The sequence below is a fragment of the Cupriavidus basilensis genome (genome assembly GCF_008801925.2).
GTDB classification, from domain to species: Bacteria; Pseudomonadota; Gammaproteobacteria; order Burkholderiales; family Burkholderiaceae; genus Cupriavidus; species Cupriavidus basilensis.
Genome location: NZ_CP062803.1, coordinates 4385895 through 4407135 on the forward strand (window position 1 = coordinate 4385895; position 21241 = coordinate 4407135).

15 protein-coding genes are annotated in these 21241 nt (G+C 67.3%); 9 read left to right on the forward strand and 6 right to left on the reverse strand.

Going from position 1 to position 21241, the window contains the following annotated elements; translation table 11 throughout:
* The first annotated feature begins 13 nt into the window (after nucleotides 1-13).
* Nucleotides 14-952 carry a LysR family transcriptional regulator gene (locus tag F7R26_RS20180; protein WP_150987561.1) on the forward strand — a complete coding sequence of 313 codons (939 nt, stop codon included), beginning with the start codon at nucleotides 14-16 and terminating at the stop codon, nucleotides 950-952.
* On the opposite strand, the gene pbpC is transcribed toward F7R26_RS20180, so the two are convergent.
* The 4 genes from pbpC to F7R26_RS20200 form a co-directional block, all read right to left on the reverse strand.
* Nucleotides 953-3160 carry a penicillin-binding protein 1C gene (pbpC, locus tag F7R26_RS20185; protein WP_150987563.1) on the reverse strand — a complete coding sequence of 736 codons (2208 nt, stop codon included), beginning with the start codon at nucleotides 3158-3160 and terminating at the stop codon, nucleotides 953-955. It abuts the gene before it with no gap.
* A complete protein-coding gene (locus F7R26_RS20190) occupies nucleotides 3157-3858 on the reverse strand; it encodes a lysoplasmalogenase (RefSeq protein ID WP_150987565.1) in 702 nt (233 codons plus the stop codon). The genes pbpC and F7R26_RS20190 overlap by 4 nt, the downstream gene beginning before the upstream one ends.
* Nucleotides 3855-9875: an alpha-2-macroglobulin family protein gene (locus F7R26_RS20195; protein WP_150987567.1), complete on the reverse strand. Its 6021-nt coding sequence runs from the start codon at nucleotides 9873-9875 to the stop codon at nucleotides 3855-3857. Before F7R26_RS20195 ends, F7R26_RS20190 begins: the two co-directional genes overlap by 4 nt.
* A gap of 88 nt (nucleotides 9876-9963) precedes the next feature.
* A complete protein-coding gene (locus F7R26_RS20200; RefSeq protein WP_150987569.1) occupies nucleotides 9964-10443 on the reverse strand; it encodes an Lrp/AsnC family transcriptional regulator in 480 nt (159 codons plus the stop codon).
* 259 nt (nucleotides 10444-10702) lie between these two features.
* Between F7R26_RS20200 and phhA the strand changes: the two genes are divergently transcribed.
* The 4 genes from phhA (at nucleotide 10703) to F7R26_RS20220 (ending at nucleotide 14615) form a co-directional block, all read left to right on the forward strand.
* Nucleotides 10703-11635 (forward strand): phenylalanine 4-monooxygenase, encoded by a 933-nt coding sequence (phhA, locus tag F7R26_RS20205; RefSeq protein WP_150987621.1) that lies wholly within the window; start codon nucleotides 10703-10705, stop codon nucleotides 11633-11635.
* Between the two features lie 156 nt (nucleotides 11636-11791).
* Nucleotides 11792-12109: a 4a-hydroxytetrahydrobiopterin dehydratase gene (locus F7R26_RS20210; protein ID WP_150987571.1), complete on the forward strand. Its 318-nt coding sequence runs from the start codon at nucleotides 11792-11794 to the stop codon at nucleotides 12107-12109.
* Between the two features lie 144 nt (nucleotides 12110-12253).
* On the forward strand, nucleotides 12254-12958 hold the full coding sequence (locus F7R26_RS20215; RefSeq protein ID WP_150987573.1) for a response regulator transcription factor: 705 nt from the start codon (nucleotides 12254-12256) through the stop codon (nucleotides 12956-12958).
* A 25-nt stretch (nucleotides 12959-12983) separates the two neighbouring features.
* Complete coding sequence (locus F7R26_RS20220; RefSeq protein WP_150987575.1) at nucleotides 12984-14615, forward strand: sensor histidine kinase; 1632 nt, start codon at nucleotides 12984-12986, stop codon at nucleotides 14613-14615.
* A gap of 46 nt (nucleotides 14616-14661) precedes the next feature.
* On the opposite strand, the gene F7R26_RS20225 is transcribed toward F7R26_RS20220, so the two are convergent.
* Nucleotides 14662-15219, reverse strand: a complete 558-nt coding sequence (locus F7R26_RS20225; RefSeq protein ID WP_193692102.1) for an SET domain-containing protein — start codon at nucleotides 15217-15219, stop codon at nucleotides 14662-14664.
* A gap of 1352 nt (nucleotides 15220-16571) precedes the next feature.
* Between F7R26_RS20225 and F7R26_RS20230 the strand changes: the two genes are divergently transcribed.
* The 4 genes from F7R26_RS20230 to F7R26_RS20245 all read left to right on the forward strand — a co-directional run bounded on the left by F7R26_RS20230 (nucleotide 16572) and on the right by F7R26_RS20245 (nucleotide 20044).
* On the forward strand, nucleotides 16572-16850 hold the full coding sequence (locus F7R26_RS20230) for an HU family DNA-binding protein (RefSeq protein WP_006162250.1): 279 nt from the start codon (nucleotides 16572-16574) through the stop codon (nucleotides 16848-16850).
* Between the two features lie 238 nt (nucleotides 16851-17088).
* Nucleotides 17089-18072: a DUF2272 domain-containing protein gene (locus F7R26_RS20235; RefSeq protein ID WP_150987577.1), complete on the forward strand. Its 984-nt coding sequence runs from the start codon at nucleotides 17089-17091 to the stop codon at nucleotides 18070-18072.
* 176 nt (nucleotides 18073-18248) lie between these two features.
* A complete protein-coding gene (locus tag F7R26_RS20240; RefSeq protein WP_150987579.1) occupies nucleotides 18249-19013 on the forward strand; it encodes a class II aldolase/adducin family protein in 765 nt (254 codons plus the stop codon).
* 47 nt (nucleotides 19014-19060) lie between these two features.
* A complete protein-coding gene (locus tag F7R26_RS20245) occupies nucleotides 19061-20044 on the forward strand; it encodes a 2-dehydropantoate 2-reductase (protein WP_150987581.1) in 984 nt (327 codons plus the stop codon).
* A gap of 241 nt (nucleotides 20045-20285) precedes the next feature.
* Here F7R26_RS20245 and rarD read toward each other — a convergent pair whose 3' ends face one another.
* Nucleotides 20286-21176, reverse strand: a complete 891-nt coding sequence (rarD, locus tag F7R26_RS20250; protein WP_150987582.1) for an EamA family transporter RarD — start codon at nucleotides 21174-21176, stop codon at nucleotides 20286-20288.
* Between the last annotated feature and the right edge of the window lie 65 nt (nucleotides 21177-21241).

Consider the following 21241-nt stretch of genomic DNA (forward strand, 5'->3'; position numbering starts at 1 on the left):
CCCTCGCCGCATCATGAAGCCTGACGTCTCCCTTGACCCCGACCTGCTGCCCGCCATGGCCGCCTTTGTCCGCGTGGCGCGCCTGGGCAGCTTCACCGCCGCCGCCGCGGCGCTGGCGGTGAGCCCATCGGCCATCTCGCAGACCATCCGCCAACTTGAGCAGCGCCTGGGCGTGCGCCTGCTGCAACGAACCACGCGCCGGGTCGGCCTGTCCGAAGCCGGCGCCGCGCTGCTGGCCCGCGTGGAGCCCGCGCTGACGGAGATCGGGGCCGCGGCCGACGACGCGCGTCAGCAGCGCGAAATGCCCGCCGGCACGCTGCGCATCACCACCTCGTACTCGGCTGCGGCCACCGCGCTACAACCGGTGCTGGTGGAGTTCATGCGGCTCTATCCGTCGATCTGCGTCGACGTGGCCGTCGACGACCGCTTGACCGACCTGATCGCGGAGGGCTTCGATGCAGGCCTGCGCCTGGGCGAAGCACTGCAGCGCGATATGGTGGCGATTCCCATCACCGGCCCGATGCGCATGGTGGTGGCCGGCACGCCGGACTACTTCGCGCGCCATGGCAAGCCCAAGCTGCCGCGTGACCTGCAGGCGCATGCCTGCCTGCACTACCGCTTCGGCCCCGCGGGCCAGGTCTATCGCTGGGAGTTCATGCACGCCGCGCGCCAGGCCACGGTCGATACCGGCGTCGCGCTGATCGCCAATGACAAGGCCCTGCTGCACCAGGCAGCGCTCGCCGGGCTCGGGCTGCTATACGAGTTCGAGGCCTTGCTGCGCGCACCGCTCGCCTCGGGCCATCTGGTCACGGTGCTGGACGACTGGCTGCCGCCGTTCGATGGCTTCTACCTCTACTACCCGGGCCGCCTGCTGATGCCGGCCAAGCTGCGCGTGTTCGTCGACTTCCTCAAGGCGCGTGCACCGCTCGCGCCGGCATCGTCAGCCGCGTAATCAGCGGCGCGGCGCCTTGGCGACGGCGCCGCGCACTTCGATGCCGATGCGGTCAACCACCTTGCCCGCGGCATCCAGCAACTCCACCTCGTGCCGGCCCGGCCAGGGCAGCCAGGAGAGCTGGCCGCCGCGCCCCAGCGGCTTGCCGTCGATGCGCCAGCTCACGCGTTGCGCGGTCTGCCCGCTGACGCCCTCGGCATGGAACCAGACGCGCTGCGCTGCCGGAGGGATATCGGGATCGAGCGCGAACACGGTCCCGTCGGCAGGGCTGGCGATGGCGGTAACGCGATCCCTGGTGGCACGCACGCTATCCGCGCTGGCAAGGTTGACAACACGCATGGCGGTACCCGCGAGGAAGACCTCATCGCGCGCGGGCTCGAGATCATCGGCGAAGCGCAACGGCACACGCTCCACGCCGGCAGGCATGGATGGCGCCACGCTCGGCACCGAGCGGTGCAGCGCCTCCATGATCTCGTGCCACACCGGCGCGGCGCCGGACACGCCCGAGACCTCATGCATGCTTGCGCCACTGGCGTTTCCCACCCACACGCCAACCGTGTAGCGCTGCGACCAGCCCACGCACCAGTTGTCGCGCATGTCCTTCGACGTGCCCGTCTTGACCGCGGTCCAGAAGCGCGTGGTCAGCGGGCTGTCCAGGCCAAACGTGCGCGCCCGCGCATGGCGATCCGACAGCACGTCGGCAACCAGGTAGCTCGCCGCTGGCGACATCACCGCGCGCACGGTCGCCGGCGGTGCATCGGCGCGCAGCCGCACGCCCGAAAAACGCCCGCCGTTGGCGAAGGCGCGATAAGCATTGGTGAGCGCGACCAGCGGCACATCGGCGCTACCCAGCGCAAGGCTGTAGCCGTAGTAATCGCCGGCCTGCGCCAGCGGTAAGCCGAGCGCGGTCAGGCGCTGGTGAAAGCGATACGGCGTGACCATCACCAGCGTGCGCACCGCGGGCACGTTCAGCGACGACGCCAGCGCGGCCCGCATGCTCACCCAGCCCGCATATTGCCGGTCATAGTTCTGCGGCACATAGAGGCCCCCACCGCCGCCCGTGGGCAGGTTGACAGGCCGGTCGTCCAGCAGCGATGCCGTGGTCAGCCGCCGTGCCTCCAGCGCCTGCTCATAGAGGAACGGCTTGAGCGTGGATCCGGCCTGGCGCGGCGCGGCCGCGTGGTCGACCTGCGCGGCCGCCGACAACGCGCCCGACGAACCCACATAGGCCAGCACGTCGCCACGCGCGTTGTCGATCACCACCACGGCGCCGTCTTCCACATTGCGCCCGGCAAGCTCGCGCAGATGTCGATCCAGGCTCGCCGTGGCGATGCGCTGCAGGCCGGCATCGAGCGTGGACGTGATGGTGGCAGGCACCGGGCCGGCGCCGCGGGCTTGCGATACCAGCAAGCGCGCCAGATGCGGTGCCAGGTTCGGCGTGAGGTTCGGCATCGCTGTCATGCCCGTGGTGCTGGCGCTGCTGCGCAGCAGCGCCAGTTGCGCGAAGCCGTCCAGCCCGTCGCATGCCTTGGGCAATTGCTGCTCGCGCAGGATGCCGCACGCGCGCTGCGCCACCTGCGGCGCACGCGCGTTGGGCGCACGCACCAGCGCCACCGCCAGGGCCGCCTCGCGTGCATCGAGGCCGCTCGGATACTTGCCGAACAGCGCCTGCGACAGCGCGGACAGGCCAACCAGCTCGCCGCGAAACGGCACCAGGTTGAGATACGCCTCGAGGATCTGGTCCTTGCTCCAGTTGCGCTCCAGTGCCGTCGCGCGCACCGCCTGCGCCATCTTCTGGCTCAGGCTGCGGCCGCTGTCGGCACGCCGCAGGTCCTCGTCGAGCAAGCCGGCGAGCTGCATGGTCAGGGTGGAAGCGCCGCGTGTGCGCGTGTTCCACAGGTTGGCCCACGCCGCGGCGGCAACGCCCTGCCAGTCCACGCCGCTGTGCGCATAAAAGCGGCGGTCCTCCGACAGCACGATAGCGGTGCGCACCGCGGGCGATATCTCCACCAGCGTGACCCAGTCGCCGCGGCGCGCACGGAAATCGTCGCGCACGCGGGACAGGGTTTCGCCATGGCGGTCGAGCACCACCACATCCGCGCTGCGCCAGCCGGCGCGCACGCTGTCGAAGGAAGCCAGCGCCAGCGCAGGCGCGGGCGCGCAGGCCACGCAGGCCATCACGGCTACCGCGCGCAGCCCCGCGTTCATTTGTCCCGCCCGGCCGCCACGCCGGCCACCAGCAGCACTTGCGCGGCCGCGTAGGTCCACCAGATGCCGAGCGCAAAGGTATCGAACGGCACGAGGAACCGCGCGGTGCCGAGCAGGCCGTCAGACACGGCGAAGCACAGCGCGCCGATTGCCGCCAGCGGCGTCGGCAGTTTCGCCAGTAACGCGGCGCAAGCCATCGCCGCGAGCGCGCCGACATAGACCGAGACCGGCACCGCCAACGTGCCCAGATTGGGCCAGAAACGCGCGAGCATCACGCCAGCCGCGCCCATGACCACACCGCAAGCGATCAGGCGATGCGCGCGCCAGTCGCCCGCCATGGGCACGAACAAGCCGAGGTAAGCGAAGTGCGCGATCAGGAAAGCCCCAAGGCCGCCGATGAAGGAGAACGACAGCCACGGCATCGCCAACAGAAAGTCCCCCAGTGCGGAAAACAGCAACGCCGCCATCAGCCAGCGCCGCTCGCGACGCAAGGGATGGAAGCGCGCGGCGCGTACCAGCAGCAACGCCATGGCGGTCTTCCACAACGGCTGGAAGGCGATCTGCCCGTTCAACGGCGCGCCGGGCGGCGAATCCATCGCGACGGTGACCAGCAGGCCGCCGTAGACCAGGCCGGCCATCGCGCCGGCCAGCCACCACTCGCGCACCCGCGCGGGCATCATCATTGCAAGCCAGCTCAAGGGCGTACTCCTACGGTCAGTCTGGCATTGGGTTGCGCGCCGAATACATCCGGCGCGTACATCGCCTCCACCCGGGTGGGCGGCAAGGCGAACTCGCCGGCATTGTTCAGGCGCACCGTGTATTCCACCGTGGCACTGCCGCGCGGCATGTAAGCGTAGTACTCGCGCAAGGCCTGCGGCGTGCGCTCGGTAAACGCAGGCCATGCGCCCTTGCGCCGCTCGCCGCGCGAGGCGATCTCCGAGTCGCGCCCGAGGCCGCTGCCGAGGATGGTGGCGCCGGCGGGCACCGGGTCGCTCACCACCACCCAGGTCATGTCGGCCTGCGCATCGATCTCCAGCTTCACGCGATACGTGTCGCCGCGCGACCACTTGCCCGCCACCGCCTGCTCCACCGCCGTCACGCTGCGCGTGATGCGGTAGCCCGCCGAGAGCGGCGCGGCCAGCGGCACCGCCGCCAGCGCGCGCACCGTGGCCCAGGGTTTGCCGGCGCCTTGCTGCACGGCCTGCAGCGTGGCGGACTCGCCCGCGCGTGGCCACGGCAGGGTGAGGCTGCCGCTTGCCACGCCATCCGCCTTCGCGGCGCGCGCCCAGTCGAAGCTGCGCGACGCATCCGGCACCCCCTCCAGCGACACGCGCGTGGCGCCCGACACCGGCGTCTTCTCGAAGGCTTGCGCAAAGCGCGTGATCGCCAGCGAGCCCCAGGCGTTGGCCGTGGTCGTGCCCCAGGCGCCGCGCATCTGCCGGCCAAGCAAGCCGGTAGCGAGTTGCGCGCTTTCGTCCTTCCAGCCGGGCAGATCGAGCGACAACGCCAACAGGCGCGCGGCGTTGAGATCGCCGCCGCTCATCAGCCACCACCAGTTGTCGTCGCGCTCGGTGGAAAACGCCAGCCGCGTGCCTTGCACGGTCAGCCGCGAGCGCAGGATCTGCTGCGCTTGCGCGAGGCGCTCGTCGCGCTGCGGGATATCCTGCACGCGCGACAGCACGGCAATCCAGTCGAGCAGCGCAGAGGTGGGCCACTGCGCCGGCAGGATCTGGATCGAGCCCAGCATGCGCGCCTGCGCGTGGCCGCTGCGCGACAGCGCTTCTAGCGCCGCCAGCTTGCGCACTTCCAGGTCCTGCGTCGGTGCCCAGCGTTCGCGCTTGATGCGGCCCTCGATAAACGCGGCCAATCCACTTTCCATGCGGGCCCGCGTTTCGTCGGGCAGGCGCAGCGGCAGCCCCGCGCGCACGGCTTCGTCGGACACCGCCAGCAGGTAGGCGGTCAGCACTTCGCTGCCGGCGTTGCCGTCGTTTTGCAGCGGGAAATACGAGGCCAGCCCGTCGTTGTCGAGATAGCCGGGCAGTTGCGCAGTCAGTGCATTCCACTGCGCCGCATCGCCCAGCCCGATCGCGCGCGAGGCGCGCTGCTCCAGGCACGAGAACGGATAGTTGCGGAACCATTCGCGCACGCCCGGCATGCCGCCTGCCAGCGAGGCTTGCAGGTTCACCTGCAAGCCACCGCGAGGCTGCCCCGCGCCATCGGCCAGCGCACCCTGCGGTGCGCGTACCGGCACCGACAGGTTTGGCGCGAGCTGCGCCAGCGTGGCTTGCTGCACGGTGAGCGGCACCGCCGGCACCAGTTGCTGCGAGAGCTTGACGCGGTCGCTGGCGCCGCCCGTCTTGCCGGCCTCGGTCGCTTCCACCTCCCACTGCACCGTGCCGTCCTGGGCCGACGAGCCCGCCGGCAACAGCGGCGCGACCGCATCCCAGCCGACCTCGCGCGATTCGCCCGCGGGAATCTCCACTGTCTGCGCAGCCAGCGCCTGCGGCTGCGCGGACTGTCCCGGCGGGCTCACACGGGCCACGGCCTGCACCGTCATCGCGCGCTGCGTGGTATTGCGCAGCGTAAACAGGGCGCGATAGCGGTCTTCCTCGCGCACCAGCGGCGGCAGGCCCGAGATCACCTGCAGGTCTTGCGTGGCGGCAATGGTGGCGCTGCCGTTGCCGAAGCGGCCCACGCCCAGGTCGGCCACGGCCACAATGCGGAATCGCGTGAGCGAATCGTTGAGCGGCACCGTCAGCGTGGCGCGCCCTTCGCCGTCAAGCTGCACGCGCGGATTCCACAGCAGCAAGGTATCGAACAGCTCGCGCGTCGGGCTCTTGCCGCCGCCGCCGCCCGCCGGCACGGCCTTGCGGCCATAGTGGCGCCGGCCGATGATTTCCATCTGCGCGGTGGCGGTCTCCACGCCATAGCTGCGCCGGCGCAGCATGGCGTCGAGCAGATCCCAGCTCGTGTTCGGCATCAGCTCCAGCAGGGCTTCATCCACCGCGGCAAGCGCGACTTCGCCATTGGCGGCAGGCTTGCCGTCGGGCAGCTTCACCTGCACGGCTACCTGTGCCTTGCCGCGCACGGGGTAGCTCGTCTTGTCGGGCGTCACCTTCACGTCGAGCTTGTAGCCCTCGTTGCCCACACGGATCTCCGCCAGCCCGAGGCGGAATGCGGGCTTGGACAGGTCCACCAGCGCGCTCGGCGCGGCATACTCACGGCCCTCGCTGCGAAACGCCTGCCACCACTCGGTCGGCTGGCGCCAGCCCCAGGTGAAGAACGAATACCAGGGCACCTCGCGCAAGCGCCCGCGCAACGCCAGCACCGACACATACACATTGGGGCCCCACTCCGGCCTGACCTTGACCCGCACCGTGGGATCGCGCCCGTTGAGCTCCACCACGCTGGTTTCCAGCACGCCCTCGCGCTCCACCGCCACCAGCGCGGTGGCGTGGCGGAACGGCATGCGCACCTGGAACACGGCGGTCTCGCCCGGCGCGTAGGCCTTCTTCTCGGGCAGCAGGTCGATGCGGTCGTTGTTCTCGCCGCCGAACCACAGCTCGCCCTGGCGCGTCACCCAGACCGAGGTGGCGGCCTGCGATACGCGTCCCGCGTTATCCCGGGCCTGCGCGATCAGTTCCACCTGCCCGGCCTCGGGCAGCGTCACGTCGCATTGCATGCGGCCTTGCGCATCCGTGCGGCCCTCGCACACGATGCCCAGGTCCTTGTTCTCGTTGCGGTTGTCGTAGCGATAGAATCCGCCCACCACGCGCTTGCGCACCGAGGTGGTGATGCGCACCTGCGCGCGCAGCGAGATCGGCACGTTGGCCTGCGGCCGCCCCTGCGGATCGAGCGCCACGGCATGCACGGGAAGCTTCTGCCTGACCGAGACCCAGCTCTCGGTGCGGATGCCTGCCACCACGCCCGCCGGCCACATCGGCACCGTCTGGCGCAGCGTCTGGATCTCGCCGTTGGGATCGGCAAAGCCCGACTCCACCACCAGGTCCTTGGGTGCGTCTAGCCTCGGCATACTCTTGAGGGTGAGCGTGCCGCCGCCGTTCTTGTCCAGCTTCAGCGCCAGTTTGTCCGCCACCAGCTTCTGCCCATCGTCGCGCTGCGTATTGCCATCCTCGCCCTCGTCCTCATCGCCGCTGCTGTCCTTTTGCGGCTTGCGCGGCGCGGCGAAGGCATAGCTGTCGTAGTCGGCAAAGCGCACGTACTTGTCGCGCAGCAGCGCCGACACCTGCACCGGCAAGCCTGCCGCGCCACCACCCGAGACGTAGTGCACTTCCAGGTTGAGCGGCACCTCCGCCGGGGCCACCAGCGCCCCGCCGCTGCCGGCCTTGAGCGTGCCCGCGAGCACCGGCAGGCGGAAGGCCTCGACGCGGAAGCTGCCGCTGTCCAGCACGCGGTCCTTCGCATCGCTGAACGACACCGTATAGACGCCCAGCTTCGCCGCGGCGGGAATCGCGAACGGGCTTTCGGCGCTGCGCCCACCGGTAGCGGTGCTGCGCCATTGCACCGGCTGCTCGTAAGTCTGGCCACTGCCTTCATGCTGGATGACCAGCTTTGCCGGCAAGGGATCGCCCGCGCCCGGCAATGCGAAGCCATTCGCAGTCTCGGTGCGGATCATGTGCTTCATCGACACGGTCTCGCCGGCACGCAGCAAGGTACGGTCGAAGATGGTATGGACGCGCACGTCCGGCACCGCGCTGGTGTCGGTCGGCACGTTGAAGCGCCAGCTCTCGATGCCCTGGTTCCAGTCGGACATCACGAAAGCCATGTCGGCCTGGCCGCGTGCCTGCGGATGGTCCGCGGCGATGCGTGCCGAAACAAAATAGCCAGACAGCCCGGTGTCGTCGCAACTGCGTTCGCGCACGTCGTCCAGCCCGTTGAAACTCGCCAGCCCGGCGGCATCGGTGCGGCCCGAGGCCAGCAGCTTGCCGCTGCAATCGCGCAGCGCCACCGCGGCATTGGCCACCGGCTTGCCGTCGTCGAGCGTAGTGACCCATGCCAGCGCGGTCATCTTGCCGGGGCCTCGCGCGAGCTTGAAATGCACGCCGAGGTTGGTCACCAGCGCGGCAGTGCGCACGTACATGGGCGCCGGCTTGCCGAGCAGCGCCTCGCCCAGCATCGGCGAAGCGATCTCCACTACGTGAAAGCCAGCTTCGGGCAGGGGAATGCCGACCACCTCGAACGGGCGTGGCGCCTTGCCGCCCGGCTCAGCCAGTTGCGGGATGGCGAGCTTGCGCGCACCGGCCACGCCATCGAGCAGCGAGATGGAGCGGGTCTCGATGGAGGGCGCATTGCGCGGGTTGTTGACCTCGGACGGCGAGCGGCCGGCGAGAATGGCATCAAGCTCGCCGCGCGTCCAGCTGCCCTCGTGCAGCCGGCGAACCAGCCCGTACCAGCGCAGTACCGCGCCATCGTCGTCCACCTTCAGGCGGCGTACCGTGCCGGCTTGCGCGCGCACGCCTTGTGCCGGCAGGTCGGCCTCGACATTGCGCAGCGTCACCGGCAGCAGCGCCGGATAGTCGGCTGCTGGCTTGCCCTTGGGCAGCTCGCCAAAACGCTCGAGCACGCCGAACGGCGCGGCCGAGAATTTCGCCAGCGGCGGCATCGCGGCCATGCTCACCTTGAGCGGGAACAGCTCGGCATTGGACAGCAAGCGGCCGCTGTCGTCCTTCAGGCCGGCGGGTACGGACAACGTGAACTCGGTCTTCTCGGCAAAGGGTGGCTTGAAGCTGACATTGCTGACGGGCGCGTCGCGCGCCGCTTCCGGCTCGAACTGCGGGGCGCGCGGGCCTTTTGGCGTATTGAGCAGGATATGCTCGGCGTCCTTGCGCGAAATCGGCGCGGAGAACGACAGCGAGATCGGCCGCAATGGCGTGCAGGGCGACTGCGCGCGCTCTCGCTCGCAGGTAAAGCTCGCGGTGAAGGGCTCGCGCACGGTGTAGTCGAAGCGCCGTTCGTCGCGCGTGGCCAGCCCCGATGGCGTGGCAACGCCGCCGCCCAGCACCAGTTGCATGCGCGCGCCGGACGGCAGGCGCTGCTGGCAGGCCAGCAGGTGGACGGTATCCGCCTCGTCTGCCTTCAGCTTCCAGCGCAGCGCGCCCAGCACGGCGTCGCGCTCCTTGCCGGCAACGAGACGCACGGGAATGCGCTCGCCCAGGCCTTGCGCCTGGCACCAGGCGGCGTTGCGCACCGAGTCGGCGGTGGCCGGGCCGTTGAAGCGCAGCGCAAAGACCTGGTCCTCTTCGATCTCGCCGCCGCCGGGACGCGCGGAGACCACGGTGGGACCGCCGCTCTCGAAGCGATACTCCGGCTTGCCGGTGTATGCCTTGCCGGCCTCGCTCTTGAGGCCGGCCACCATGCGCACCGTGCATTTGACGCCTGGCGGCAGGTCGCGCGCAAAATCGAATGCCCAGTTCTTCGCGTCGATCCAGCGTGCCTGTCCGGTGATCGCGCTGCCATTGCAGGACACCGTGGCGGGCGGGCTCGCCTGCAGGTCGCCCAGCGGCACCATGGCTTCGTCGAAGCGGATCGCCACCTGCCGCACGCGAGCGACCTCGCCCTCCGGCGAGAAACGGACCACCTGCGCTGCCTGGCCGGAACCCGGCATCGTCGCCAACACAGCCTGCAGGCAGGCCGCGGCGGCCCACCAGTACCCACGTCTCTCACGCTTGTCCATCCGCGCGACGATCTGCGTCATCCTGCCCCCTTCCGATTACGGCACCCGGCGAGGGTGACATGCGCCGATGGCAAGCGCAAGCCCGCGCGCGCTGCGAGCGGCCCGCAGGCTAGCGCAAATGCGACAGTGGCAACGGCCCGTCGCGCTTGAGCGCGGTCAGCACGATGTTGGAACGCACGCTCTCCACACCCGGCACGCGCATGAGCTTCTTCATCGTGAATTCGGCCAGCGTCGGCAGGTCGGGCACCATGATGCGCAGCAGGTAGTCGGCCTCGCCCGCCACGGAGTAGCACTCCTGCACTTCTTCCAGCAGCAGGATGTCCTCGCGGAAACGCTCGACGATCGTGTCACCGTGGTGGGCCAGCTTGACGCTGGTGAACACCAGTACGCCAAGCCCGAGCGATGGCGGCGACAGCACCACGCGGTAGCCGGTGATCACGCCGTCGGCCTCCAGCCGCGCAAGCCGACGCCCGATCTGGCTGGGTGAGAGATGAATGCGCTCGGCGAGCTGCTGGTGGGTGGAGCGGCCGTCGGTCTGCAACGCCGCCAGCAGCGCGAGGTCGAATGGGTCGAGGTTGATCATGGTCATGTCGCTTCGGTCGCGTTGGTCGAGTCGGAATCGCTTCTTGTCGTGCACCAGGCCTGCGGCTAGGAATGCTACCGCGCCGCCTGGCGGCACGCCGATTGTCGCTGGCAGCGCACCCACGCACATTTCCCGCAGACAATACCAAATTTTTGCGCACTTAGTGCATCACTTGACGAATCCAAGCCGTTTTTGCGGGCCATTTGCGTCATCTCCTAGCTAAACTGTGCGGTAAATCTGCAGGAGATAAAACATCATGGACGCAATGGCTACCGCCACCCACGCTGGCGACGCCCAGGCCAGCTTTTCCGGCACCCTGACCGACAAGCTCAAGGAACAATTCGACGCCGGCCTGCTGTCTGGCCAGGAATTGCGCCCCGATTTCACCATCGCGCAGCCACTGGACCGCTATACGGACACCGACCACGCGGTGTGGGCCAAGCTCTATGACCGCCAGGCCTCGATGCTGCGCGGCCGCGTCTGCGATGAGTTCCTGCAAGGCCTGTCCGCGCTGGGCATGGAGCGCGACCGCGTGCCCAGCTTCGACCAGCTCAACGAAACCCTGATGCGCGCCACCGGCTGGCAGGTGGTGGCGGTGCCCGGCCTGGTGCCGGATGCCGTGTTCTTCGAGCACCTGGCCAATCGCCGCTTTCCCGCCAGCTGGTGGATGCGCAAGCCCGAGCAGCTCGATTACCTGCAGGAGCCCGACTGCTTCCACGACGTGTTCGGCCATGTGCCGCTGCTGATCAACCCGGTCTTTGCCAACTACATGGAGGCCTACGGCAAGGGCGGGCTCAAGGCCGCCTCGCTGGGCGCGCTCGACATGCTGGCGCGGCTGTACTGGTACACCGTGGAATTCGGCCTGATCCGCACGCCGCAAGGCCTGCGCATCTACGGCGCGGGCATCCTGTCGAGCCAGGGCGAATCGATCTACAGCCTGGACTCGGCCAGCCCCAACCGCATCGGCTTCGATGTGCGGCGCATCATGCGCACGCGCTACCGCATTGACACCTTCCAGAAGACGTACTTCGTGATCGACAGCTTCGATCAGCTGTTCGACGCCACCCGCCCCGACTTTGCGCCGCTGTATGAGGAACTGCGCGCACAGCCCACGCTAGGCGCGGGCGACGTGGGGCAATCCGACCTCGTGCTCCAGCGCGGCTCGCGCGAAGGCTGGGCCGACAGCGACGACGTCTGACACGCGCTACCCACGCTACCCGCGCGCGCCCTTTGTGAAACAATGACGGCATGCCCGCTCCGCCCCCACCTCCATGCACATCGCAAGGACCGGGAGGCCTAGCAGGCGGGCCGGCATTGCCCTTTGCCCACTTCCTTTTCGACCATCGAGCCCATCATGTCCCCTGCGCCTGTCGTGCCCCTAACGCTTGAAGAACGTGCACCGCTGCTGGCCAGCCTGCCCGGCTGGAGCACGGTCGATGACCGCGACGCGATCCACAAGCGTTTCACCTTTGCCGACTTCAATGCCGCCTTCGCCTTCATGACGCGCGTGGCGCTGGCCGCGGAAAAGGCCGACCACCATCCGGAGTGGTTCAACGTCTACAACCGGGTCGACGTCACCCTGTCCACCCATGACGCCAACGGCCTGACCCGGCGCGACACCGACCTGGCCGCCTTCATGGACCGCGTGGCGGCTTCGCTGGCGAAAGCCTGAGCACGCACGCGGCAAGCCAGGACACTCCGGAGACTGTAGGCAAACCGAAAGCTCGCTGGCGGTCGTGCGCTGTACAATCAGCGGCTGACCGTTTGTAACTTTCGTTACTCTCCCGATCCCTTTCCAGCCTCCCAGCCTGCCACCATGCGTATCCTTCTGATCGAGGACGACCGTCAGATCGCCAGTGGCGTCGAAGCCGGCCTGGCCCAAGCCGGCCATCAAGTGCGCGTGGTGCACGACGGCGTCTACGCCACCGAGCACCTGCTGCGCGAACAACATGACCTGGTGATCCTCGACCTGGGCCTGCCCGGCATCGACGGCATGACCCTGCTGGCGCGCTACCGCGCCCGCAACCGCTCCACGCCGGTCATCATCCTGACCGCGCGCGACGAGCTCGAAGACAAGCTCTCCGGCCTGAACGCCGGCGCCGACGACTACCTGGTCAAGCCCTTCGCCCTGCCCGAGCTGGAGGCGCGCGTGCGCGTATTGCTGCGCCGCAGCCAGCACGGCGAGGCCGCGCCCGAGCGCGACGTGCGGCTCGGCCGGCTGCGCCTGTCGGGCAACGACCGCCGCATGTTCATCGATGGCAAGCCGCTGGAGCTCTCGCCGCGCGAATTCGCCGTGCTGGAGTTGCTGCTGCAGCGCCAGGGCCGCGTGGTCAGCAAGGCACAGCTGCAGGACCACCTCGCCACTTTCGCGCATCCCGCAGGGGAAGGCGGCGACACGGTCGGCGATACCGCGATCGAGGTCTACGTGCACCGCGTGCGCAAGAAGCTCGAAGAATGCGACGTGGAGATCGTGACCGTGCGCGGCTTCGGCTACCTGCTGCAGATCCGCGCCGGCACCTGACGCCGCGCCCAGGGAGAAGCCTGCCATGTGGCTGCGCCCACGTCCTGCCCAGCCTCCCAAGGCCCTGACCGACGCCGCCGGCGGCGCATCCGGCAAAGCCGCAACAGCCGCTGCAACCACCGCCGCGACGCCATCCGCGCGCTCGGCCTCCACGCAAAGCCTGCGCGTGCACTTGCTGCGCGCGCTGGCCACGCCACTGTTCGCGCTGGTGCTGACCAGCGGCTCGCTCTCCTACTGGCTGGCGGCGCACTACACCACGCAGGTATTCGACCGCGCCCTGTATGGCGTGGCCAACAATATCGCCCAGCAGATCCGCATTGCCGGCCCCCGGCTGGAGCAAGACATCCCGATGATTGCGCAGACGCTGGTCGAGGCCGAAGGCACCGACCGCATCTACTGGCGCATCCACGGCCCAGACGGGCTGATCGGCGGCATGGACACCTGGCTGGGCTACGGCACCGGGCAAACCTCGCTGCACGATGCGCGGCTCTTCTACGCCTGGTTCAGCGGGCGCCAGGTGCGCGCCGTGCGGCTACCGGTCAACCTGCCCAGCCCGGCCTCGGATGAACTGGCCACCAGCGAGGCCGGGCGCGTCCCGCGCGGACCCATCGTGGTGGAAGTGGCCGAGCTGCTGGACCGGCGCGAGACCGCCGCCAACGAGATCCTGCTTTCGGTCTCCGTGCCGCTGATCCTGCTGCTGGTGGTGGGCAGCCTGATCCTCTCGCACGTGCTCAAGGAAGAACTGGTGCCGCTGCAGATCCTCACCGACAAGCTCAATCGCCAGACGGCGCGCTCGCTGGCGCCGCTCGATGAAACCCAGGTGCCGGCCGAAGTGGAGCCGCTGATCCGCGCGCTCAACGCACTGCTGGCCAGGCTGCGAGATGCGCTGGATGCGCAGCGCAAGTTCATCGCCGATGCCGCGCACCAGTTGCGCACGCCGCTCACCGCCGTCAAGCTGCACGCCGACCGCGCGGTGCAGTCGGTGGATCCCGCGGTGACAGACCACGCACTGCGCGAGCTGCAATCGGCAGCCGACCGCGCGGTACGCCTGTCCAACCAGCTGCTCTCGCTGGCCCGCGCCGAGCCTGGGTTGTCGCTGGAGCGGCTGGGCCCGATCGAGCATTTCGACCTGGCCACGCTGGCCTTCGAGACCGGCGCCGAGTGGGTGCCGCAGGCGCTGGCACGCCAGATCGACCTGGGCTTCGAGACCTTGCCCGGCCCCACCTTTACCGGCACCGCGCCGTCAATGGTGCGCGGCAACCGCCTGTTGCTGCGCGAAGCGCTTAGCAACCTGATCGACAATGCCGTGAAATATGTGCCGCCCGGCGGGCGCATCACCGTACGCGCCGGCGGCGAGGCACTCGGCCATCGCGGCATGGCGGTGGTGATGGTGGAAGACAACGGGCCAGGCATCGCACCGGCGCGCCGCGAGGAAGTCTTCAAGCGCTTCTTCCGCGGCGACCATACGCCCGGGCCCAATGCACCGGCGCAACCGCCCGGCGGCGCTGGCCTGGGCCTGGCGATCGTGCATGAGATCATCAGCCTGCATCAGGGCACCATCCGCATCGAGGATGTGCCCGCCTCCGGGGAAGAAGCCGAGGTGCGCGGCATGCGCTTTGTGATCCGCATCCCGTGCGAGGCCGCCGGGACGGTCTGAGGCAGGACAAGCTGCGAAGCGGCTCGCCCTTCTCTTTTCCAGCGCCCTACCTGGCCTTCTTTTCCTTCGGCGCCAGCATGGTGCCGCGGCATTTCGGGCTGCCGCAACGGCACTCGAACTCCTTCTTGAGCTTCTTGGTGTAGCGCGCGTCGATCACCAGCCCATAGTCATAGAACAGCTCCTCGCCGCCGGCGATGTCGCGCAGCGCGTGGATGAACACCCGCCCCTTTTTCTCGCGCGCCTCGCAATTGGGCTCGCAGGCGTGGTTGATCCAGCGCGCGCGGTTGCCGCCGAACTTGGCGTCGATCACGTCACCGTCTTCCAGGCTGAAGTAGAAGGTATGGTTGGGATCCGCCGGATCGTGCGGATGGCGCTTGAGCGCTTCCTTCCACGAAATGTGCTCGCCCTTGTATTCGATGATGCGCTCACCCTCGGCAATCGGTGCGTTCGCATAGACGCCCTTGCCATGCACGCCAGAGCGGCGCACTTCAACGCGGTCGGACGCGGTCTTGCGCTTGCCTTCGTTCGGACTCTTGACGCGCTTGGCGTCTTTCGCGTCAGTCACTTCCTGCTTCAATGCCTCTTGCTTTGCCTGTTCCGCCATGTGCCATCCCGTATAGATCCGCCTGCCTGCCACCCCGCGTGGCCGTGCGCCGCCCGGGCGCGATGGCGATGATACCTGCCCATATTGGCTGCGGCATCCCCTTGCCGGCAAATAGGCGTATACGGGCAATCCGCCTGAACCCTTACCCGTCAGGCCAGGTATACGACGCGCTGGTTGACAGGGAAGGCCCATCACCAAAAACAGCCTCAATCAGCGCTTCGATGTTTACGTATACGACCGCGGCACCGTCGATCGTCTGTGGATAACCCGGCAAAAATCTGGGGATAAAGACATGCAATTCATGTGGGCTGCCTGGGGTTGGCATGGGGATGCATCAGGCATAAGTCGGAGGGTTGCACCCGACACCCTCCGCCAAACGGCTAAGTCATCCACGTCCGCCAACACCGGGTCCCACCACTTCTGCTTCTTGCAACACACTGATTTGAAAAGCGTTTACGCGGTTATCCACAGAAAAGGCAGCCGTTTACCTACTACTACTATCTGTATACATTAAAGAAAGAAGTAAACAGAAAGGACTACGTCCTGCTATCGGTGAGCAAAAAGAACCAGGCAAAAATAAAGGGCTGAAAAGCCGCTTCAGACGTGGCTTCTTTTTTGAGCAGAAGAAATTTGCTGCCCGCAGCACGGTTTACTGCCGTGCCGCGATGGCTTTTTGACGAGAAAGACCGCGTATACGCCTCCTCTTCATGCCGGACGCGGACGTATACGCTCCGTTTGGCAGCGGTATACGTTCGCGCCGCCTGGCGCGTAAACGCGCACCGTTAACCGCCAGGCCTGCGCATGCACGACGCGAATAGCACCGGGATTTCGGCCGCGCTTGCCCATCGAGCGGCATGCACAATAGTGCATACCATCCCTGATGGCCCCACGAGCCTCGCTGCTACGCTGCAATGGGTACGCGGTCCCGCAGCTCGGCTCCAGCGAAAGAAACGCTCACAGCGCCTCTCGGAGCCCTTGGCGAGCGGGCATAGCCTCTGCACGCCGCTCAATGGCCATTGGCACCGGGCCGCGCTACTGCGATGCAATGCCCCTGAGAGGGTCTATAAGGCGATTGGCGCCGTTTTTCAGGCGTGGATGCCCTCTGGGACACCTGGGTGCGTTTACGCACCTGAGGCCCATCCTGACGCCGTCGAAGGCCCTGCCTATCTCCCCGAATCCCCACAAAGCCCCAGCCAGCGCGGCCTGGAGCGGGATGCGCTGTAACAATCTGTTCCCGGTTGGCGTGGCCCGACACGGTATGATGTGGCCCGCGGCGCCTTTGCCGGCGCCGGTGCGCAGTGCGCCGGCCCAGCCAGGCGTCCTTGTTTTATCAACTCGACACGGAGTGAAGCATGACGAAAACCGAACTGATCGACGCCATCGCGGCCGGCGTGGACGGCCTGACCAAAGCCAAGGCAGAACAAGCGCTGAACGTGACGCTTGGCGCCATCATGGAAGCCGTGGCCAAGGGCGACACCCTGAGCCTGATCGGCTTTGGCACCTTCAGCCAGGGCGAGCGCGGCGAACGCATGGCGCGCAACCCGCGCACCGGCGAAGAAATCAAGGTCGAAGCCGCCAAGACCGTCAAGTTCAAGGCTGGCCAGAAGTTCAAGGACGCAGTGAACCAGTGAGTTCCGCGGGCGGTTTCGTGCCTGCCCCGTTGGATCAACCCCGCCGTGCCGCCGCCAGTTGCCTGATGGCATGGGTGAGCGCCAGGCGGGGCGCGTTATCCACAGTGTTTGACCCGCGGTTATCCTGCCGCTTCGCGGTATACGCCGCACCCTCCGCCAGCCCGGTAAGATAGTGTCCTATCGGCGCCTTCCCTCAGTAAATACAAGGGTCTAGGGCGTCCTGCTCAGTAGGACTCTCATGCACCTTCGTTCGCCGCGCGGCAGATTTCCACAGCTTTATTCACAACGTTTCCCACAAAATTTTCCACAGGTACGAGGGCTTGGCCTGAGCCTGTTGATGGCGCTCGCGCTGGTCGCGGGTTGCACCACGCCTTCCCCGCCCGCCCGGCCTCAGGCGACCCCCCTCCCCGATACGGAAAGACCCGTGACAACGCCCGGCGCCACGCAGCGCCAGCGCATCGTCGAGATCGCCTGGCAGGAATGGCAGCGCTGGGGTGGCCAGACCGTGCGCCTGGGCCGCGACGACACCGCGTGCGTGGCCGACAGCCCGCTGCCAGCACCTGTATTGCCCGGCATGCCGGTGGCGGGGTCCAATGCGGATGGCGCGGAGGATGCCGCGGACCGCTCTGCCGACCGCTCCGCCGATCGCGAGGAAGAAGAGAGCAGCGAGCCGGCCTGCCTGCACTTTCCGGATGGCACCGGCATGGAGGCCACGCCGCAGGGCTGCAAGCTCGCCCAACGCTACTGGGCGATCGTTGGCAAGGCCGTCACCTGCCGTCAGATCACCCAGGGAAACTGGGCCTGGTCTGCCGTGTTTATTTCCTGGGTGATGCGCAAGGCCGGCCTTGATGATCGCCAGTTCCTGACTGGCGATTCGCACTCGATGTACGTGGTGGACGCACGCGACGGCATCCTGCCCGCGCCGGCGTTCCGCGTCGAGCCGTTGCCCGCCATGCCCCGCCCGGGCGATTTGATCTGCGCCGCGCGCGGGCGCGACAAGTACCTCGACAGCGCGGCCGAGATTGGCTTTGGCACCACGCCCATGCATTGCGACATCGTGGTCGAGGTCGACCCGGCGGCACGCCTGGTCAAGGCCATCGGCGGCAATGTCCAGCAATCGGTGTCGATGGAGCTGATCGAGCTCGGTGATTCGGGCATGATCGACGGCGTCACCAACTCGCACATGCCGTGGCTGCTGATCATGCGCAACACGCTGCCTTGAGCCTGGGGCGTTGCGGGTAGTCCCCGGCTTGACCAGTCCCGTAAAATCATTAACATGATAATCAATTGGGCAGCGGGATGGGTTTCCCCCGCGCTAACATCCGGGCCCAATCCCACCAGAACCGCATTCCGGAAGCGCGCGCACCGACGCCGCGAGCAACGCGAGAGGAGACCTGCATGGCTGTAGCCAACTGTCATCCGGCGGAATGGGAGGCGCGCGTCAAGCTCGCCGCCTGCTACCGCATCTTCGACCGGCTGGGCTGGACCGAGCTGATCTACAACCACATCACCTTGCGCCTGCCGCCGCAGGCTGGTGGCGACGGCAGCAACCCCCATTTCCTGATCAATCCCTTTGGCCTGCGCTATGCGGAGGTGACCGCTTCCAACCTGGTGAAAGTCGATCTGGCGGGGCAGGTCATCGGCGAGAGCCCCTGGCCGGTCAACCCGGCCGGCTTTACTGTGCATGCGGCCATCCACGCCGGCATCCCGGGCGCGCACTGCGTCATGCACACGCACACCACGGCGGGCATGGCGGTCGCCTGTTCGGCGCAGGGCCTGTCGATGAGCAACTTCTACGCGGCGCAATTGTTCGACAAGGTGGCCTACCATCCGTTTGAGGGCATCACCGTGCACGACGACGAAGGGCCACGCCTGGTGCGCAATATCGGCGACAAGCCCGCCGTGATCCTGCGCAATCATGGCCTGCTAGCCTGGGGCGACAGCATCGCGCGTACCTTTTCCACGCTCTGGCTGCTCAACCGTGCCTGCGAGATCCAGCTGGCCACGCTGGCCATGGGGGCGGCGCTGCCGGTGCCCGAGGAGATCCAGCGCAAGTGCACGCGTGACTCGCTGCAGTTCAATCCCAAGTTCGGCGCGGGTGAAGATGTGTTCGCAGCACTGACCCGTGAAATTGATCGTATCGATGAATCGTATCGTGATTAGTTGCCGTTGATTCGTCGTAAGAATAAACAAACTGGAACAAGGCAGTCATGACATCCCTATGCATCGTCGGCGCAGGTGCCGTTGGCGGCTTTATCGGCGCACGGCTCGGCCGTTCCGGCCAGGCGCTGAACGTACTGGCGCGCGGCCAGACGCTGGAGGCGCTGCGCTCGCAAGGCCTGACCCTGATCGAGGGCGAGCGCACCGAGACGTTTCCGGTCAACGCGCAAGGCGATCCCGCAGCGCTAGGTACGCAAGATGTGGTGATCCTGGCAGTGAAAGCCCCGGCATTGCCGCAGCTGGCGCAGACCATCGGGCCACTGATCGGTCCCGGTACGGTGGTGGTGACGGCAATGAACGGCGTGCCGTGGTGGTTCTTCGAGCGCCCCGGCCCGCATGCCGGATTGTCGCTGCGCACCGTGGATCCGCAAGGCGCCATTGCGCGCGCCATCCCGTCCGCGCAGGTGATCGGTTGCGTGGTGCACCTGACCGCCTCCACGCCGGCCCCGGCCACGGTGCGCCACGGCTTTGGCGCACGCCTGATCCTGGGCGCCGCGGGTGGCGCTACAGGCAAGGCAGCCGGCAAGCTCGAGGCCGTGGCCAGCCTGCTTGCCAGTGGCGGCCTGGAGGTAGAGCGCAGCGCCGCGATCCAGCAGGACGTCTGGTTCAAGCTGTGGGGCAATATGACGATGAACCCGGTCTCCGTGCTGACCGGCGCCACCTGTGACCGCATCCTCGACGATCCGCTGGTCAATCGTTTCTGCCTGGCGGTGATGGAAGAAGCCAGCAAGATCGGTGCGGTCATCGGTTGCCCGATTGCGCAGAGCGGCGAGGAGCGCAGCCAGGTCACGCGCAAGCTGGGCGCTTTCAAGACTTCGATGCTGCAGGATGCGCAGGCCGGGCGGCCGTTGGAGATCGATGCGCTGGTGGCATCGGTGCGGGAAATCGGCGAGCACGTCGGGATCGCGACCCCCAACATCGATGCGCTGCTGGGGCTGGTACGGCTGCACGCGCAAGTGCGTGGGCTTTACTGACCGGGTGTGTTCGGGTAGCGGGGTTTGGTATTCTCGCTACCAATCAAAGTAGTCTTTATACGTTCTATTTGATAAGTGGAAAGAATAATTTCGATGTGGATCGCCAAGACCTGGCTCACTACTCGTTGAGCGAACTGTCTCGACGGCACGTAAGCTATCCATGTAAAGAATATTTTCTATTTACGATTGGCTTGGTCCATTGTTCGTGCAAATAAAGAGGGGCCTCCTGGAGGCCCCTCTTTCACCCTTGCGGCGCGAGCTTCGCGCGCTGGCGTCCCGCCCATATCCCCTCGACCGCATAAACAACCAGCGATATCCAGATCATCGCGAAGCCGATCTGCTTGCTGGCCGGGAACGGCTCGTTCCAGAGCCATACGCCTAGCAGCAACTGCAGCGTCGGGCCGGTGTACTGCAGCAGCCCCAGCAAGGACAGCGGGATACGCCGCGCGCCGGCCGCGAACAGCAGCAAGGGGACGGCGGTGACCGGCCCGGCAAGCAGCGCCAGCAACTGCACCCCGCCGCCCACCTCGGTGAAGTCGGCCTGGCCCGTCGCGAACAGGTACGCCAGAGCGCTTGCCGCCAGCGGGAACAGCAGCATGGTCTCCAGCGAGAGGCCTTCCAGCGCGCCCAGCGTGGCGGTCTTGCGCAGCAGCCCGTAGCCGCCGAAGGTGGCGGCCAGCGCCAGCGCAATCCATGGCAACTGCCCGGCGGCCACGGTCAGCCAGACCACGCCTGCCGTAGCCAGCGCAATGGAGGCCCACTGGCCGGGACGCAGCCGTTCGTGCAGGAACAGCACGCCCAGCAGCACATTGAACAGCGGGTTGATGAAGTAGCCCAGGCTGGCGTCGACCACCCGGCCGTTCGATACCGACCAGATGTAGAGAAACCAGTTGCCGCTCAGCAGCAGCGCGCTGGCGACGAAGCCGGCCAGCAAGCGCGGATTGGTCCAGACTCCGCGCAGCCAGCCCCAGTGGCGTCGCCAGGTCAGCACCAGCCCCAGGAACACCAGGGACCACACCATGCGGTGCAGCAGGATCTCCATGGGCGCGATGCCGTGGAGGGATTTGATATAGAGCGGCAGCAAGCCCCAGATGATGTAGGCGAGCAGCGCGTAGATGATGCCGGTTTGCATGAAGAGTCCCAATGAATCGGGGGATTCTACCGGCGTAAAAAAGCCCGTGCTGGGCACGGGCTCAT

Bases quoted from the DNA above. Each gene is read 5' to 3' on its own strand.
- F7R26_RS20180 (WP_150987561.1), top strand. From the start codon at position 14: ATGAAGCCTGACGTCTCCCTTGACCCCGACCTGCTGCCCGCCATGGCC.
- pbpC (WP_150987563.1), bottom strand. From the start codon at position 3,160: ATGAACGCGGGGCTGCGCGCGGTAGCCGTGATGGCCTGCGTGGCCTGC.
- F7R26_RS20195 (WP_150987567.1), bottom strand. From the start codon at position 9,875: ATGACGCAGATCGTCGCGCGGATGGACAAGCGTGAGAGACGTGGGTAC.
- F7R26_RS20200 (WP_150987569.1), bottom strand. From the start codon at position 10,443: ATGACCATGATCAACCTCGACCCATTCGACCTCGCGCTGCTGGCGGCG.
- phhA (WP_150987621.1), top strand. From the start codon at position 10,703: ATGGCTACCGCCACCCACGCTGGCGACGCCCAGGCCAGCTTTTCCGGC.
- F7R26_RS20210 (WP_150987571.1), top strand. From the start codon at position 11,792: ATGTCCCCTGCGCCTGTCGTGCCCCTAACGCTTGAAGAACGTGCACCG.
- F7R26_RS20215 (WP_150987573.1), top strand. From the start codon at position 12,254: ATGCGTATCCTTCTGATCGAGGACGACCGTCAGATCGCCAGTGGCGTC.
- F7R26_RS20220 (WP_150987575.1), top strand. From the start codon at position 12,984: ATGTGGCTGCGCCCACGTCCTGCCCAGCCTCCCAAGGCCCTGACCGAC.
- F7R26_RS20225 (WP_193692102.1), bottom strand. From the start codon at position 15,219: ATGGCGGAACAGGCAAAGCAAGAGGCATTGAAGCAGGAAGTGACTGAC.
- F7R26_RS20230 (WP_006162250.1), top strand. From the start codon at position 16,572: ATGACGAAAACCGAACTGATCGACGCCATCGCGGCCGGCGTGGACGGC.
- F7R26_RS20235 (WP_150987577.1), top strand. From the start codon at position 17,089: ATGCACCTTCGTTCGCCGCGCGGCAGATTTCCACAGCTTTATTCACAA.
- F7R26_RS20240 (WP_150987579.1), top strand. From the start codon at position 18,249: ATGGCTGTAGCCAACTGTCATCCGGCGGAATGGGAGGCGCGCGTCAAG.
- F7R26_RS20245 (WP_150987581.1), top strand. From the start codon at position 19,061: ATGACATCCCTATGCATCGTCGGCGCAGGTGCCGTTGGCGGCTTTATC.
- rarD (WP_150987582.1), bottom strand. From the start codon at position 21,176: ATGCAAACCGGCATCATCTACGCGCTGCTCGCCTACATCATCTGGGGC.